At 73.0% G+C, this 15701-nt stretch carries 14 protein-coding genes; 9 read left to right on the top strand and 5 right to left on the bottom strand.

Annotated elements, in window-relative coordinates:
- Positions 1-88: 88 nt before the first annotated feature.
- Both J3R08_RS11100 and J3R08_RS11105 read left to right on the top strand, forming a co-directional pair.
- Positions 89-922: a C39 family peptidase gene (locus J3R08_RS11100; RefSeq protein WP_064447544.1), complete on the top strand. Its 834-nt coding sequence runs from the start codon at positions 89-91 to the stop codon at positions 920-922.
- A 245-nt stretch (positions 923-1167) separates the two neighbouring features.
- Complete coding sequence (locus J3R08_RS11105; RefSeq protein WP_069089958.1) at positions 1168-1914, top strand: alpha/beta fold hydrolase; 747 nt, start codon at positions 1168-1170, stop codon at positions 1912-1914.
- A gap of 8 nt (positions 1915-1922) precedes the next feature.
- Here J3R08_RS11105 and J3R08_RS11110 read toward each other — a convergent pair whose 3' ends face one another.
- The 4 genes from J3R08_RS11110 to J3R08_RS11125 all read right to left on the bottom strand — a co-directional run bounded on the left by J3R08_RS11110 (position 1923) and on the right by J3R08_RS11125 (position 6918).
- The gene (locus J3R08_RS11110) at positions 1923-3599 is read right to left on the bottom strand and encodes a CDP-glycerol glycerophosphotransferase family protein (protein WP_064447474.1); all 1677 of its coding nucleotides are present in this window, start codon (positions 3597-3599) and stop codon (positions 1923-1925) included.
- Positions 3600-3618: 19 nt separating this feature from the next.
- On the bottom strand, positions 3619-5118 hold the full coding sequence (locus J3R08_RS11115) for a bifunctional cytidylyltransferase/SDR family oxidoreductase (RefSeq protein ID WP_043325117.1): 1500 nt from the start codon (positions 5116-5118) through the stop codon (positions 3619-3621).
- Positions 5119-5222: 104 nt separating this feature from the next.
- Positions 5223-6023 carry an ABC transporter ATP-binding protein gene (locus J3R08_RS11120; RefSeq protein WP_030499725.1) on the bottom strand — a complete coding sequence of 267 codons (801 nt, stop codon included), beginning with the start codon at positions 6021-6023 and terminating at the stop codon, positions 5223-5225.
- Positions 6016-6918 (bottom strand): ABC transporter permease, encoded by a 903-nt coding sequence (locus tag J3R08_RS11125; RefSeq protein WP_043325116.1) that lies wholly within the window; start codon positions 6916-6918, stop codon positions 6016-6018. The genes J3R08_RS11120 and J3R08_RS11125 overlap by 8 nt, the downstream gene beginning before the upstream one ends.
- A 154-nt stretch (positions 6919-7072) precedes the next feature.
- Here J3R08_RS11125 and J3R08_RS11130 point away from each other — a divergent pair, with 154 nt between their 5' ends.
- From J3R08_RS11130 to J3R08_RS11140, 3 genes are all read left to right on the top strand, one after another.
- Complete coding sequence (locus J3R08_RS11130) at positions 7073-7705, top strand: TetR/AcrR family transcriptional regulator (protein WP_043325115.1); 633 nt, start codon at positions 7073-7075, stop codon at positions 7703-7705.
- A 149-nt stretch (positions 7706-7854) separates the two neighbouring features.
- The gene (locus tag J3R08_RS11135) at positions 7855-8961 is read left to right on the top strand and encodes a DegT/DnrJ/EryC1/StrS aminotransferase family protein (protein WP_043325114.1); all 1107 of its coding nucleotides are present in this window, start codon (positions 7855-7857) and stop codon (positions 8959-8961) included.
- 56 nt (positions 8962-9017) lie between these two features.
- Positions 9018-10061 carry a Gfo/Idh/MocA family protein gene (locus J3R08_RS11140; protein WP_043325113.1) on the top strand — a complete coding sequence of 348 codons (1044 nt, stop codon included), beginning with the start codon at positions 9018-9020 and terminating at the stop codon, positions 10059-10061.
- Between the two features lie 41 nt (positions 10062-10102).
- On the opposite strand, the gene J3R08_RS11145 is transcribed toward J3R08_RS11140, so the two are convergent.
- Positions 10103-11743 carry a glycosyltransferase gene (locus tag J3R08_RS11145; RefSeq protein WP_064447475.1) on the bottom strand — a complete coding sequence of 547 codons (1641 nt, stop codon included), beginning with the start codon at positions 11741-11743 and terminating at the stop codon, positions 10103-10105.
- A gap of 119 nt (positions 11744-11862) precedes the next feature.
- Between J3R08_RS11145 and J3R08_RS11150 the strand changes: the two genes are divergently transcribed.
- From J3R08_RS11150 to J3R08_RS11165, 4 genes are read left to right on the top strand one after another with little or no spacing between them, the layout of a single operon-like run.
- Complete coding sequence (locus tag J3R08_RS11150) at positions 11863-13077, top strand: glycosyltransferase (RefSeq protein ID WP_223201138.1); 1215 nt, start codon at positions 11863-11865, stop codon at positions 13075-13077.
- Between the two features lie 28 nt (positions 13078-13105).
- Entirely contained in the window at positions 13106-13669 is a 564-nt protein-coding gene (locus J3R08_RS11155; RefSeq protein ID WP_051611092.1) for a hypothetical protein, read from the top strand.
- Positions 13666-15048 (top strand): glycosyltransferase, encoded by a 1383-nt coding sequence (locus tag J3R08_RS11160; RefSeq protein WP_030499733.1) that lies wholly within the window; start codon positions 13666-13668, stop codon positions 15046-15048. Before J3R08_RS11155 ends, J3R08_RS11160 begins: the two co-directional genes overlap by 4 nt.
- Complete coding sequence (locus J3R08_RS11165; protein WP_064447476.1) at positions 15045-15650, top strand: hypothetical protein; 606 nt, start codon at positions 15045-15047, stop codon at positions 15648-15650. Before J3R08_RS11160 ends, J3R08_RS11165 begins: the two co-directional genes overlap by 4 nt.
- The last annotated feature ends 51 nt before the right edge of the window (positions 15651-15701 follow it).

Here is a 15701-nt window from a genome sequence, read left to right on the forward strand (position 1 = left end):
CCCCCGGCCCATCCGGCCTGCCAGCACGTGTGAACCCCGCCACGTGCCGGGCCGGCGTGTGCCGATCACGCCCCCCGTGGAGGATTTCGTGAAGCACCACCTGAAGCGTCAGCTGCGGCGGATCGCCACCGAACGCCCGTACCAGATCATCGCCGGATCGGCCGCGGCGCTCGTGCTGGCCGCCGGCGCCGGCACCGCCCTCGCCGCCGGTGAGGACGCCCCGGTCCAGCAGGAGAACACCGCCTCGGTCGCCGAACTCGGCGCACGGCTCGGCGAGCCCGCCAGCCGCAGCGAGGCGCGTATCGGCGTCCCGCCGGCGTCGCCGAGCGCCGAGCCCAGCAAGTCGCCCAGCGCCTCCCCGTCGGCGAAGAAGGCCGCGGCGGACCCGGACGTCACCAAGGCCGCGCCGAAGCCGCCGTCGAGCAAGACGCTGGACTACGACTACCAGGCGCAGATCAACTACTACTACTGCGGCCCGGCCGCCGTGCGCAACGCGCTCAGCGCCACCGGCATCGAGCGCAGCCAGGACGCCCTCGCCGGCCCGCTCGGCACCACCGAGATGGGCACCAACTCGGCCGAGGACACCACGCGCGTGCTCAACCAGCAGGTCAAGGGCAACCCGTACCGGACCCGGATGATTCCCGGCTCGGCCAGCCCGGCCCAGATGGACCGGCTCCAGGCCGACGTGGTCGAGGCGATCAGCAACGGCCGGGGGGTCGTCGCGAACGTCGCCGGCACCGCCACCGACACCAACGGCGGCTGGCACTCGTTCCCCGGCGGCCACTACGTCGCGGTGATCGGCTACAAGGACGACGGCCGGACCGTCCGGATCGCCGACTCGGCCGACCCGTCGCTGCCGTCGTACTGGCTCACCACGATCGACCTGGCGCACTGGATCGCCAGCCGCGGCTACTCCGCCTGACCGCCCCGCACCCTGCGAAGGCCGGCACCCCGTCCCGGGGCGCCGGCCTTCCCCGTCCCCGCCCGCCCCTCGCCCGCCGCCCTCTCGGCGCGCCGATCTTGGACTTGTGGCGCCTGGTATGCCCGGCTCGCCCCGCTATGGGAGGCACCACAACTCCAAGATCGGCGGCGAGGGCGAGGGCGGGCGGTTTGGGCGGGGCGGGTTCGGTCTCGCGTGTCCGGGGCGGGCGGTGGCAGACTGCGCCAATGGGCGATGCGACGGGGAACCGGCACCTGATTCTCCTGCACGGCATGGGCGCCACCGGCGAGGTGTGGCTGCCCTGGGCGCCACTGCTGGAGCGCCGCTGGCCCGGGCGCTGGCTCGCCCCCGACCTGGCCGGCCACGGCTGGTCGCCGCCGCTCGACGGCTACTCGTTCGACGCCCTGGCCCAGCGCGTCGCGGACGGGCTCGGTCCGCTCCGGCTGGGCCCGCACGACCGGCTGGTGCTGCTCGGGCACTCGCTCGGCGGGGTGGTGGCGCTGGCGCTCGCGGCCCGGCAGCGGGCTCTTCCGGTGGACGCGGTGGTGGGGCTCGGCATCAAGGCGGTCTGGTCCCCGGCCGAGCTGGCGAAGGCGAGCGAGCTGGCCGCCCGGCCGGTCACCTGGTTCGCCACCCGGGACGAGGCGGCCCGCCGCTACCTGCGCGTCTCGGGGCTGGCCGGGCTGTTCGCCCCGGACCACCCGGTGGTGGAGGCGGGGCTGCGGCGGGTCGACGGCCGCTGGCGGCTGGCGATGGACCCGGCCGCGTTCGCGGTCGGCGAGCCTCGGCTGCCCGCCCAGCTGGCCGCGACCGGCGTGCCGGTGCTGCTGGCCCGCGGCGAGCAGGACCCGATGGTGAGCGACGCGCAGCTCAAGGAGCTGGGCGTGCCGGTGGCCACCCTGCCCGGCCTGGGCCACAACGCGCACGTCGAGGACCCGGCCGCCGTGCTCGCCCTGCTCGACGCGTACCTGTAGAGCGGGGCCTACACGACGGCGCGCTGCGCCGGGACCGCCCAGTCGGCCTCCAGCTCTCGGCGGGCGGCGGCGAGGAACGCCTCGGCGTAGGCGTCGGCGGGGAAGTCGCCCAGGTAGCGGGTGCGCGCCGCCCAGCGCTGCGCGGCCTTCGGGTCGGCGTCGAGCAGGTCGGTGATCACCTGGTCCACGTTGGACATGTCGCGCCGCAGCACGTAGCCGGACGCCGCGAGCGGGAACCGCTCGACGAAGTGCTCGCCGTCGGCGCCGGTGTCGGTGACCGCGTACGGCTTGCCGGAGTAGAGCCAGTCGGAGATGACGCCGGAGACGTCGGAGACCAGCGCGTCGGCGCGGTTGACGCACTCGGTGAGCGTCAGCTCGCGGGCCGCGGCGGCGCCGAACAGGTGCGGGCGGCCGGTCTTGGCCCGGTCGGCGGCGAGCAGCTCGGTGAGCCGGGCGAGCTGGCGGGCCGAGGCCGGGTTCTTGTCGGTGTACGGGTGGGCGCGCAGGATCACCGCCGCCCCGCGGTCGATCAGCCGGCGGATCAGCGTCTCGGCCACCGGCAGCGAGCAGTAGTTGGCGTCGGCGTGGTGCCCGGTCCACGTTGGGGTGTAGAGGACCGTCGGGTGCGCCGACGCGGCGACCGGCTCCCGGCGTACCTCGATGGCCTCGACCTGGGGCCGGCCGACCACGACGAACTTGTCGGCGGGGATCTCCACGCCGGCGCGGGCGTACCTGTCGATCGCGGCCTGCCCGGCCACGAAGATCTTGTCGAAGATGGCCGAGACCGGGTTGGCGCTCGGGGCCTTGTCGCTGTCGCCGTGGTGCAGCTGCACGTGGGTGAGCTGGTTGAACCGGATCAGGTGGGCGTTCTTCGCGCCGTGGTTGACGTAGAAGGCGACGCGCAGGCTGGGCACCAGCGCCTCGTCGAGCGCCTTCAGGGTGGGGCAGAGGACCACCGGGGCGCGGGTGGCGGCGGCGACGGCCGGCAGGAGCTCCGGCTCGCGCAGCACCACCATGAACGGGCGGCCGATCCGTTCCAGGTACGGCAGCCACATGGTGACCTGGTACTCGGAGCCGGGCGGCGCGGAGAAGTGCAGCACGAACTCGGGCTGGTGGCGGCGCAGCGCGCGGCCGACCGGGCCCCCGCCGGCGGGCGGCCGGAACCGGCGCCGGGCGAGGTCGAGCGCGACCGCCCCGCAGCCGGCGCCGACGAGCAGCGCGGCGGCGAGCGCCGTGAAGGCGGGCAGCGCCAGCGCGGCGGCGAGCGCCACCACGGCGAGCAGCACCAGCAGCGCGTCACCGAGCCGGGCGGCGACCAGCGGCGTCCACGTGCGTACCGGAAGGTTCGCCGCCCGGATCTCCAGCGCGCCGGCCTGCCGCAGCGGGCCGACCAGCAGCACCAGGCCGAGCAGGACCAGCGCGGTGGCCGCGAGGGCCGGGTCGAAGCCGTCGTCGAGGCGCCGGGCGTAGCCGACGAGGATGCCGGCGGCGACGAGCACCGTCTCGGCGAGACCGTCGGCGGACGGCCGGACCCGGCGTTCCCAGGCGGTGGCGGCGAGCGCCGCGACGGCCAGGGCCAGGCCCCAGCCGGTGGCGCCGGTGAGCGCCACGACCAGGAAGGCCAGCACCGCCAGCCCGGTGGTCAGTACTCGGGCGAGCAACTTGCGGACCAGGTCACCACGCATCTGGCACGTCCCGTCGGTCTCAGGCGCCGGTGGACAGCTCGGACCGGTCGGCGCCGGGCTGCGCCGGTACGGCGGCGACCTGCTCGCCGGGGGACCGGCGCACGTCGACCACCTGGCCGGTCAGTTCGGAGATCAGCACGTCCAGGGACGCCTGCGCGACCGCCTCGGAGGAGAGCAGCGTGTGCTCCGGCTCCTCGCCGAACGCCCGCGTCCGCATCGGGGTGGCGGTGCGCTCCGGGTTGACGCAGTTGACCCGTACGCCGAACTCGGCCCACTCGTCGGCGAGCGCCTGGGTGAGGTTGACCAGCGCTGCCTTGGTGGCCGAGTAGAGCGCGTAGCGGGCCCGGCCCCGGGTGTACGAGCTGGACGTGTAGAGCAGCAGCTGGCCCTTGGTCTGCTGCAGGTACGGCAGCGACTGGCGCGCGATGGTGACCGGGCCGACGAAGTTGACGTGCAGGAGACGGTCCATCGTCTCGGAGTCCATCTCGGCGAGCGCGCCCTTCTCCAGGATGCCGGCGGTGACCACCACGTGGTCGATCCGGCCGGTGGCCTCGAACGCGGTCTTCAGCGCGGCGGTGACGTCCTCGGCGCGCTCGACGTGGGTGCCGGTGGTGGAGCGGCTGAACGGGAAGACCTGCGCGCCGTAGCCGCGGGCCAGCTCGGCGAGGTCGTGGCCGATGCCGTAGCTGCCGCCGAAGACCACGATGGTCCGGCCGGTCAGCTCCTCGGCGTAGCCGCGGTGGGTCAGCCGGGGCGCCTGGGCGGCGGCGAGCTGGAACAGCTTGTCGGCCAGGTGCACGTCGACCGGGTGGGTGACCTTGATGTTCTCGTCCGAGCCGTCGATCACCTTGATCGGCGTGCCGGGCAGGTAGCGCAGCACCACGCCGCAGTCGTCGGTGGCGGCGAAGTCGGGGTCGCCCTCGGCGCGGCGGTACGCCTCGCGGATGGTGCCGGAGCGGAACGCCTGCGGGGTCTGGCCGCGGCGCAGCCGGGAGCGGACCGGGATGTCGGTGATGCAGTCGTCCGCGTCGACCTGGATGATCGTGTCGGCGGACGGGATGGCCACGTCGACGGCCGAGTACGTCCAGAGCGCGTTCACGCACTCGCGCACGATCCGGGCGCTGACCAGCGGGCGTACCGCGTCGTGGAAGAGGATGTTGACGTCGCCCTCGCCGACCGCGTCGAGCGCGATCCGGGTGGTGTCGTTGCGGGTCTCGCCGCCCTCGATCACCTTGGTGACCTTGCGGAAGCCGGCGTCGGCGACGATGCGCCGCGCGTCGTCGACGTGACCGGTGGCCATCAGCACGATGATCTCGTCGATCTCCGGCGCGGCCTCGAAGACGGCCAGGGTGTGCTCGATGATCGGCTTACCGGCGATCTTGAGGAGCTGCTTCGGGATGCCCAGCCCGAGGCGCGTGCCGGTCCCCCCGGCGAGGATCACGGCCACCGTACGCGCGGGTCGCCAGGGTGCCGGGCTCGCCGGCGCGGCGTCCGGTGCGGTGGTGTGGTCCTGCGTCATTGCCGTACCTCACTCTGGGTGAAAGGGGATGGATCCGAAAACCTTAACGCGGACGGCGGAGCGCACCGATCCGGGCGATCCCGGGACCGGTGCGCTCCGGCGGGCTACTTCTGGCCCTCGTACGCGTCGCAGACCTCCTTGGTGGGGCCGTCCATCCTCAGGACGCCGCCCTCCAGCCAGATGGTCCGCTCGCAGGTGTCCCGGATCGAGCCGATGGAGTGGCTGACCAGGAACACGGTGCCGGCGCTGTCGCGCAGCTCGCGGACCCGCTGTTCGCTGCGGACCCGGAACTTGCGGTCACCGGTGGCCAGCGCCTCGTCGATGAGCAGCACGTCGTGCTTCTTCGCCGACGAGATGGCGAAGCGCAGCCGGGCGCCCATGCCGGAGGAGTACGTGCGCATCGGCAGCGAGGCGAAGTCGCCGCGCTCGTTGATGCCGGAGAACTCGATGATCTCCGGGGCGATCTTCTTGACCTGATCCGGTTGCATGCCCATGGCGAGGCAGCCGAGCACCACGTTGCGCTCGCCGGACAGGTCGTTGAGCAGCGCGGCGTTGACGCCCAGCAGGGACGGCTGGCCCTGGGTGTAGACCGCGCCGCGGGCCGGCGGGAGCAGCCCGGCGATGGCCCGCAGCAGCGTCGACTTGCCGGAGCCGTTGCTGCCGATCAGGCCGATCGCCTCACCCTGGTACGCGGTGAAGCTCACGCCCTTGACCGCGTGCACCTCGCGGATGTTCGGCGCCTTGGTGCGCGAGACGATCCGCTTGAGCGCGGAGACCGGTGTGGTGCCGCCGCTCGCGCCCTTGTGGATCCGATAGATCACGTGCACGTCGTCCACCACGACTGTGGGCACGCGACCCGAGTCGATCACGGGACCGGCGTTCAGCGGCAGGGTCTGCTCAGCCACGGCCGTACTCCTTCTCTCCGCGCCAGAAGTAGACGAACCCGCCGATGCCCATGACGACCGCCCAGAACAGGCCCAGCGCCCAGAGCTTCGGCGGCGAGCTGACCAGATCGGGCTGGTGGGAGTTGAGCAGCGAGAAGCGGGCCAGCTCGATGAAGACCAGCGGCGGGTTCCACTCCAGGAGGCTCGCGGCCCAGTGCGGCAGGTGCTGGCGGAACAGCGCCACCGGGTAGAGCACGCCGGAGGCGTACAGCCAGGTGCGCATCACGAACGGCATGATCTGCTTGAGGTCGGTGATCTTGGAGCCGATCCGGGCCATGATCATGGTGAGGCCGATGTTGAAGACCGTCTGGAGCAGCAGCGTCGGGGCGAGCAGCAGCCAGCGCCAGGTCACCGGCTCGCCGGTGAACAGCACGATCGCGCCCAGCACCACCATCGACATGAGCAGCTGCTGGAGCTGCACCAGCGTGACCGTGATCGGCAGCGCGGCCCGGGGGAACTGGAGCGCCCGGATCAGGCCCAGGTTGCCGGTGATCGCGCTGGTGCCGTTCGACACCGCGGTCTGGGTGAACATGAAGATGAACACGCCGGTGCACAGGTACGCGATGAAGTTCGACACGTTCCGGTTCTGCGACAGGATCACGCCGAAGATCAGGAAGTAGACCGCCGCGTTGGTGAGCGGTGTCAGCACCTGCCAGAGCTGCCCGAGCTGGGTGTTGCTCAGCGAGGACGCGACCTTCGCCCGCGAGTACGCGGTCATGAAGTGCCGGTACGCCCACAACCGGCGGGTGTACTCGCCCAGTGGTGGTCGTTCCCCGGCGACCCGCAACCCGTACCGCCGGGCCAGTTCGGCCCGGCTCAGTCCGGATTCGGGGTCGGCCACCGCGGTGTTGGCCATGATCAGGCGCTCCGATCTTTCGTGCTGATGGGGAGCAGTGCGGTGAACAGATCCAGCGTGGCCCGGCGGGGAGGAGCCGCCTCGCTGCTGAATGGAAGGTAGTCCACCGAACGTCGGGACGCAACCGTACCGTCGTTGCGCTACATTGTTCCACGTGACGACCGAGAAGAGGCGTGCCCCGGCCGGCGCGGCGGTGCTGCGCGGGGAGATCACCAGCGCCATCCGTACCGCCGTGATGCAGGAGTTGGCCGAGGTCGGCTACGGTCGCCTCTCCATCGAGGCGGTGGCCCGCCGGGCCGGTGTGAGCAAGACCGCCATCTACCGCCGCTGGCGGTCCAAGCTCGACCTGGTGCTGGACATGGTCTCCGCCGTGGCGGGCCGCAACATCCCGCTGCTGGACACCGGCAGCCTGCTCGGTGACCTGGAGATCCTGCTGCACGTGATGGCGCGTGCGCTGCGTCACCGGCTGGCCGCGCAGATCATCCCGGACCTGCTGGCCGAGGCGGCCCGCAACCCGCAGATCGCGGAGAAGCTGCAGGCCGCCCTGGACGACTACCAGCAGGCGGTGGGGCGGATCCTGATCGGCCGGGCGGTCGAGCGCGGCGAGCTGTCCCCGGACACCGACCGGCGCGCCGCCGTCGATCTCATCGTGGGGCCGGTGTACTGGCGGATGGCGATCTCCCGGGCCCCGCTGGAGCCCGCCGAGGTGCCCCGGATGGCGGCCGCGATCGTCGCCGCCCTGCGGGTAGCATGCGTGGGGCCTGTGCGCGACGAGGTGGAAGTCTGACCCGGGTCGCCCCCGGAGGGCCGTCGTCGATCATGAACAGAACGTCACATCCAGTCGGACAATCAGCGCGACCCGATTGTTTTCCTGACAGAGCGGTAGCATCCCCCGAAATGTCTCCCATGAACCACGTGTCGACAGGAGGAAGCCCCATGGCCGGGCCGCATCCAGAGTTCATTCCCCCCGCACGGCCGATCATCGGCGAGGCCGAGATCGAGGCGGCCGTCCGGGTGCTGCGGAGCGGCCGGGTCGTGCAGGGCCCCGAGGTCGCGGCGTTCGAGGAGGAGTTCGGCGACCTGGTCGGCGGCCGGCACTGCGTCGCCGTCAACTCCGGCACCTCCGCGCTGCAGCTGACGCTGATGGCGCTCGGCTTCGGCCCGGGCGACGAGATCATCGTGCCCTCGTTCTCCTTCGCCGCGAGCGCCAACGCGGTGCGGCTGGTCGGCGCCGAGCCGGTCTTCGTGGACATCGAGCCGGGCAGCTTCTGCGTCGACCCGGAGGCGGTCGCCGCCGCCGTCACGCCGAAGACCGTCGCGATCATGCCGGTACACCTCTACGGCCACCCGGCCGCGATGGACCGGATCATGACGATCGCGCAGCAGCACGGCCTCGCCGTGGTCGAGGACGCCGCGCAGGCGCACGGCGCCGAGCTGAACGGCACCCCGGTCGGCGCGTTCGGCACCGCCGGCTGCTTCAGCTTCTACCCGACGAAGAACATGCACGCCCTGGAGGGCGGCATGATCAGCACCGCCGACGCCGAGCTGGCCCGTACCCTGCGGCTGCTGCGCAACCAGGGCATGGAGCAGCGGTACGCCAACGAGATCGTCGGCGCCAACATGCGGATGACGGACGTGGCCGCCGCCATCGGCCGGGTGCAGCTCACCCAGCTCGGCGAGTGGACCGAGCAGCGCCGCGCCAACGCCAAGTTCCTCGACTCGGCGATCACCGGCATGGTCACCCCGCCGGTCGCCGACGGTGCCCGGCACGTCTACCACCAGTACACCGTGCGCGTCACCGGCAACCGGGACGCCGCCCAGGCCCGCCTCACCGAGCTGGGCATCGGCAACGCGGTCTACTACCCGACTCCGATCCACCGGCTCAAGCCGTACCTCGTGGACGGCAAGCCGGGCGCGTGGGACCTGCCGGAGACCGAGCGGGCCGCCGCCGAGGTCGTCTCGCTGCCGGTGCACCCGTCGCTGAGCCAGGCCGACCTGGAGCGGATCGCCGAGGGCGCGAACCTGGCCGGTGGTGCCCGGTGAGCGCGAGGAGTGAGTCGGGTTTGCGAGCCCCGCAGTCGCGAACGAAGGACAGCTCAGTGAGTGAAGGTCGCAAGCTGCGCGCCGGTCTGATCGGCCTCGGCGCCATGGGGCGCAACCACGCCCGGGTGCTGTCCAACCTCGACGGCGTCGAGCTGGTCGGCGTAGTCGACCCGGCCGGCGACGTGACCGGGACGCTGCGCGCGCCCGTCGTACCCGAGCTGAGCGACCTGCTCGCCCTCGGCGTCGACTACGCGGTGGTGGCCTGCCCGACGGCGCTGCACGAGCCGATCGGCATGGAGCTGGCCGCCAACGGCGTCTGTGCGCTGATCGAGAAGCCCCTCGCGCAGTCCGTCGACGCGGCGACCCGGCTGGTCGAGGCGTTCGAGGCCGCCGGCCTGGTCGCCGGCGTCGGCCACATCGAGCGCTACAACCCGGCGCTGCAGAGCCTGCGCACCCGCCTGGAGGCCGGGGAGCTGGGCGAGGTGTTCCAGGTCGTCACCCGGCGCCAGGGCCCGTTCCCGCACCGGATCGCCGACGTCGGCGTGGTGATGGACCTGGCCACCCACGACATCGACCTCACCGCGTGGGTGACCGGCCAGGAGTACACCTCGGTCTCCGCCCGCACGGTCTCGCGCAGCGGCCGGCTGCACGAGGACATGGTCGCCGTCGTCGGCCAGCTCGCCGACGGCACCATGGTCAACCACCTGGTCAACTGGCTGAGCCCGCTCAAGGAGCGGTCCACCGTCGTCACCGGCGACAAGGGTTGCTTCGTGGCCGACACGCTCACCGCCGACCTCACCTTCTACGCCAACGCCGCCATCGACACCGAGTGGGAGGCGCTGCGCGCGTTCCGCGGCGTGGCCGAGGGCGACATGGTCCGTTACGCCATCCCGAAGCGGGAGCCGCTGCTGGTCGAGCACGAGCGGTTCCGCGACGCGGTGGAGGGCAAGCAGAGCGACATCGTCACCCTGCGGCAGGGCCTGCGTACCGTCCAGGTCGCCGCCGCCCTGCTGGAGTCCGCGTCCGACGGCCGTACCGTGGCCGTGGGCCCGGCCGCCGCCGACCGGGACGGGCGCGGCCTGCAGCCGACCCCGGCCTGACACCGGCCCGGCCGGGCGTCACCGACGCCCGGCCGGCCCGGTCAGTCGATCCCCAGCAGACGGTCGAAGCACGCCGCGTTCACCGACCAGTCCCAGGTGGCCGAGGCGTGCTTGGCCGCGGCCTCGCCGGCGGCCCGCCAGACCTGCTCGTCCGCGGTGACCGCACGGACGCGGGCGGCGGCCTCGGCCGGCGTCGCGACCACCCAGTCGGCCGGGAAGACGGTACGCGCGCCGTGTTCCCCGCCGGCGAAGAACGGCCAGTCCCGCACCACCGGCACCGCCCCGCTCGCGGCGCCCTCCACCACGGCACAGTGGAAGCTCTCCCGCACCGAGCTGCTGAGCACCACGCCGATGCCGGTCAGCACACCCGGCACGTCGTCGGTGTGGCCGAGCCGGGTCACCGCGCCGGAGGGCGCCAGCTCGGCCAGCTCCGTCTCCAGCGCCGCCGCGTAGTCGCGCGCCGCCCGGCTCATCCCGGTGTCGATGCTCCCGCCGACCAGCAGCAGGCGGTACCGCTCGTCGGCGGCGCGCAGCAGCCGCAGCACCTCGATCGCCCACCGCGGGTCCTTGGCGACCGCGCTGGTGCCCACCAGGCCGAGCGTGAACCGGGCCGCGGAGTCCTTCGGCCGCGCGAACGGCGCCAGGTCCATCGCGTTGCACAACACGTGGGTACGCGGCGCGTGCGCGCCGGTGAGCCCGGGCGCCACCCGGAGCGTGAAGTCACGCAGGTGCTCGGAGACGAAGACCACGTCGTCCACCCGGCTGAAGTCGATCAGGTTCGGCCACCTGCCGAACGCCTCGTAGCTGTGCAGCCGGACCACCACCCGGGTGTCGCCGGGGTCGACCAGGCCGACCATCACAGCGGTCGCCACGGCCCAGTCGACGAACACCGTGTCGGCCCAGTCCAGGTGCGGGCGCAGCCAGGCCTCGACCTGCCTGCCGTACTCGGTGTCGCGCAGCAGCGCCTCGGCGGTCATGCGCCTGGACTGCCGGATCAGCGGCCCGGCCACCGGGTCGTCGTCCAGCCGCACGTAACGCAGCTCCACATCGGGGTGGGCGGCGTAGCGCTCCCGGATCGCCTGCACGAAGTGCGCGCTTCCGTTGAGCAGCAGCAGCACCCGTTGCGGCCGGTCCGTCGGCGGCGGCGCGGCCGGCTGCCGGCGGCCGCGCGGCGTCAGCAGCGCCCGACCCACGGCGCTGCCGTGCAGCGGCGCGAGGAACGCCGCCGGATCGTCCGCCAGCGGCGAGTCGAGCTGGTCGAAGTGGATCACCCGGTGGAACTGGGTGTGCAGCACCCGGTGCAGCCGCCGGGCCGCCGCCTCGCCGTCACCCCGGGCGTACGCCCGGTCCGCCTCGGCCAGGTCGGCCTCGACGGCGGCAGTCAGGTGGGCCGGGGTGCGTCCCTCGGCGATCTCGTCGGCGGCCTCCTGCGCGAGCAGGTCGGCACGGGCGGCCGGGCCCACGCCACCGGCCACCGCGACCAGCGCGGCCCGGGACTCCGCCGCCGGCCAGCCGGCCCGGACCATGCCGGCGCGCAGGCGGCGGGCCAGCGACGACCGCGCGCCGGCCGGCAGCAGCGGCGCGGCCGCCAGGCCGTGGATCAGACGGGCCGCCGCGCGGTGACGCACCACCCGGGGAGCGGTGACGCGACGGAGCACGCCGGCTGCGAGCTTGCTGCCCATCTGGGCTGGGTCCTTCCGATCGCGGAGGCTGGCGCCGCAACGCCGACCCGCGTGGTCGGCGAGCGCGGTTCGTGCATGTTAACGTGGCGCGGTCCCTACTTGCGGCGAGGAAGGTTCGGGTGCCGGCAACTTCAGCACGGGACGTCGTCGTCCTCACGCCCTGGTTCCCGACCCGCGAACTGCCCTTCCGCGGCTCGTTCGTCCAGGCGATGGTCGACGCGACCGCACCGGTTTCCGACCGGATGACCGTCTATCACTGCGACGCCTGGGTGGCCGCCCTCGATCCGGCGGCTGAGCGCCGGGTCAAGGACGCCCACCGCGTCCTGCTCGGCCACGCCCGGCACCGCACCCCGACCGTCGGCGGCGCCGACCTGGTCTACGTCCCGGTGCCGGTGCCCCGCGGGCTGGGGCACGCGGAGATCGCCGACCGGCACGACGAGGCGCTGCGCGCGGCCCTCGGCGGCCGTCCGCTCACCGCACCGGTCGTGCACGCCCACGTCGGGCTGCCCAGCGGCTGGGCGGCGATCCGCAACGCCGGCCCGGACACCCGGGTCTACGTGACCGAGCACGCCAGCTTCCTGGACAAGGTGCTCGAGACCGCCCGCGGCCGGGAGATGTACGACGAGGTGCTCGACCGGTGCGCCGGTTTCCTCGCCGTGGGCGAGGGCGTCCGGGCCCCGCTGGTCGAGGCGTTCCCGCACCACGCGGACCGGATCGGCGCGATCGCCAACCCGATCTCCTTCGACCGGCCCCGCCCGACGCCGATCACCGCGCTGCGCCGGTGGCTGTTCGTCGGCGCGCTCTCCGAGCTCAAAGGCGTACCGCTGCTGCTGGAGGCGTTCGCGCGGTGCCGGCAGGACGACCCGGCACTGACGCTGACGCTGGTGGGGGAGGGCGCGCTGCTGGCGAGCCTGACCGCCCGGGCGGCCGAGCTCGGGGTGGCCGACGCGGTCACGTTCACCGGGGCGGTCCCGCCCGAGCGGGCGCTGGAGCTGATGCGGGAGCACGACCTGCTGGTGCACCCGAGCCGCCGCGAGACGTTCGGGGTGGCGGTCATCGAGGCGATCGCGGCCGGGCTGCCCGTCCTGGTCACCCGCTGCGGCGGTCCGGAGCGGACGCTGGCCGGCATCGAGGACGCCGCCGGTCAGATGATCGACGTGACAGACGACCCGGAGACGATCGTCGCCGGATACCGGCGGCTGCGGTCCCGGTTCCCCGACGACCTCGAACCGGCCCACGCCCGTAAGGCGCTCGCCGACCGGTACGGCTACGCCGCCGTCGCCGAGACGCACCGCCGCCTGTGGTTCTCCGACGAGGCCGACCCGGCGGTCTGACGCCGGGCGCCGCAGCTGATGGAGTGAGATGCACGTCCTTTTCCTGTCCGTCGGGTCGGTCCGGCGGCGCGCGGTCGTGGAGGAGTCCCGCCAGGTGATCGCCGACGGGGGCGCCGCCACCGTGGTGGTCGACAAGATGGGCCCCTGGAGTCGTGAGACGTTCGCCACCGGCGTGCGGGTGATCGACCTGGCCGCCCTGCAACGTCGGCTGCCGGCCGACCGGGTCGAACAGGCGGCGCTGTACAAGGCGCCCCGCAAGCTGCTGCGGACCATCGGCCGCGGTCCGCTGCGGAAGGTGTCGAAGCGGGCCGAGCGGGCGTTCCAGCGGCGCCTCGCCGACCCGGCGCACCGGGCGTTCGTGCGGATGCGCGGCGACCAGCGTGACCGGCTTCTCGCCCGGGCCTGCGCGCGTCCCACGGTGGATGTGCTCGTCGTCACCGATCCGGTGGCGATGCCGTACGCGGTGCGCCTGCTGGAGCGCCGACGCGGTCACGCGAGCCCGAGAGTCTGCTTCAGTTACGACTACTCTGGAGTGGCGACCGATGGCCAGAACCGACCCGACCCGGATTCCGCCCAGGGGGACAATCCATGACGCGCCCGACGCGCCGACCGCGCATCCTGTACCTGTCCTTCTACTTTCCGCCGTCGCGGGCCAGCGGCGTGTACCGGGCCCGGGCCACCGCGAACTACCTGGCCGAGCACGGTTGGGACGTGACCGCCTTCGCGTCGCCGCTGTCGTTCCTGCACCGCGTGATCGGCTCGGTCGACGAGCAGCTGGCCGAGACCGTGCACCCGTCGGTCCAGGTGGAGCGGCCCAACATCAGCCACTTCGCCTGGGAACGTGACCTGCACGCCTACGGCCGGTTCCGGGGCATGTCGCCGATCCTGGCCCGCAACCTCTACAACTTCGGGTTGAAGAAGTTCTTCCCCGAGCACTACCTGTCCTGGGCGCTGGCGTCGGTGCGCAAGGCGCTGCGGATGCACGCCCGGCGGCGCTTCGACGTGGTGCTCGCGACCGGCAACCCGTTCGCCTCGTTCGCCGCCGCCTGGATGATCCACAAGGCCACCGGCGTGCCGTTCGCCGTCGACTACCGCGACGCCTGGACGCTCAACATGTTCACCGAGGAGCCGGGGTACGAGCCGGGCCACCCCGCCTGGCGCTGGGAGCGCCGGATCCTGCGCGACGCCTCCGCCTCGATCTTCGTCAACCAGCCGCTGCTGGCCTGGTACGCCGACCGCTACCCGAACGCCGCGGACCGGATGATGGTGGTCCCCAACGGCTGGGACCCGGATCTGCTGACCCAGCTCGACGCGCCCACGCCGCCGTCCGAGTCGGACCGTGACCGCCCGCTGCGCTTCTCCTTCCTCGGCACCATGAACAGCACCCAGCCGGTGGAGCAGATGGCCGAGGCGTTCCAGATCGCCCGGCGGCATCCCGACCTGGCCGACGCGGAGCTGAACATCCACGGTCACCTCGGCTACTTCAAGCAGGGTAAGACCGACCTCATCGCGCGGCTCGGCCTGGTCGAGGGCGAGCAGGGGCACGCGCTGCCCGAGTACGGCATCCACTACCGGGGCCCGGTCTCCAAGACCGAGGTCGGCAAGGTCTACCAGGACAGCGACGTGCTGGTCTTCCTGGCCGGCGGCGCGCGGTACGTCACCTCCGGGAAGATCTTCGAGTACATGGCGAGCGGCAGCCCGATCGTCTCGGTGCACGCGCCCGGCATCGCCGCGCAGGACGTGCTGGCCGGCTATCCCCTCTGGTTCAACCCGGAGAGCCTCGACGTGCACGACATCGCCGAGTCGATGATCGCCGCCGGCAAGGCGGCCCGGGACATGTCGGCGAAGCAGCGTGCCGAGGCGCGCGCGCACGCCGACACGTTCACCCGGCAGGCGGTCACGGCGCCGCTGGAGGCCAGGCTGCGCTCGATGGTGCGGCGCAAGATCGAGGCGGGAAGGATCGCATCGTGACGTTCGACGACGCAGCCGGCAACCAGCCGCCCACCGCGGGCGCGTCCCGCACGCCGCGGGCGCTGCTGCTGGCGTTCAACCACAAACCGCACGAGAAGGTCGTGGCGCTGGCCGAGCGGCTCCTCGACGAGGGCGCCCGGCTGGACGTGGTGGTCCTCAGCGACACCAACTGGGCGGACCTGGCCGGCCGGCCCAACGTGCGGCTGTTCACCCTCGGCGCCGCCGAGAAGCGGCATCCGCTGCTGCGTACCGAACGGATCGTGGTCACCAGCGGGCCCCGGCGGGTGGCACGCGGGCTGAGCCGGCTGGCCGGCGGCGGCACGGCGAGCGGCCTCAGCCGGCGGCAGGAGCGCCTGAGCCGGGCGTTCCACAAGCGAGTGTTCATGAAGGCCTACTCGAACGTGCGCCCGCTGGTGCTGTCCCGGCTGGCCGACAAGCGGCTGTCCGAACTGGACCTGGAGCGCGACCCGGTCGACCTGATCGTGGCCTCCGACGCGCTGTCCATCACGCTCGGCTGGCGGCTGGCCCGCCGCTTCCCGAACGTGGTCGCCACCACCTCGCTCGACCCGCCCCCGTTGGCGCAGCTCACCGCGGCGGCCTGACGCCGCCTGCCGCACCACGTGAAGCGGCCCGCCGGCACCGTCGATCGCGAC

It is taken from the genome of Micromonospora sp. HB375 (genome assembly GCF_017872985.1).
Classification (GTDB): Bacteria; Actinomycetota; Actinomycetes; order Mycobacteriales; family Micromonosporaceae; genus Micromonospora; species Micromonospora chalcea.

What these genes read in the sequence shown, in the direction of transcription:
- J3R08_RS11135 (WP_043325114.1), top strand. Translation starts at nt 7,855, where the DNA reads ATGGCCGGGCCGCATCCAGAGTTCATTCCCCCCGCACGGCCGATCATC.
- J3R08_RS11155 (WP_051611092.1), top strand. Translation starts at nt 13,106, where the DNA reads ATGCACGTCCTTTTCCTGTCCGTCGGGTCGGTCCGGCGGCGCGCGGTC.
- J3R08_RS11105 (WP_069089958.1), top strand. Translation starts at nt 1,168, where the DNA reads ATGGGCGATGCGACGGGGAACCGGCACCTGATTCTCCTGCACGGCATG.
- J3R08_RS11115 (WP_043325117.1), bottom strand. Translation starts at nt 5,118, where the DNA reads ATGACGCAGGACCACACCACCGCACCGGACGCCGCGCCGGCGAGCCCG.
- J3R08_RS11110 (WP_064447474.1), bottom strand. Translation starts at nt 3,599, where the DNA reads ATGCGTGGTGACCTGGTCCGCAAGTTGCTCGCCCGAGTACTGACCACC.
- J3R08_RS11160 (WP_030499733.1), top strand. Translation starts at nt 13,666, where the DNA reads ATGACGCGCCCGACGCGCCGACCGCGCATCCTGTACCTGTCCTTCTAC.
- J3R08_RS11145 (WP_064447475.1), bottom strand. Translation starts at nt 11,743, where the DNA reads ATGGGCAGCAAGCTCGCAGCCGGCGTGCTCCGTCGCGTCACCGCTCCC.
- J3R08_RS11125 (WP_043325116.1), bottom strand. Translation starts at nt 6,918, where the DNA reads ATGGCCAACACCGCGGTGGCCGACCCCGAATCCGGACTGAGCCGGGCC.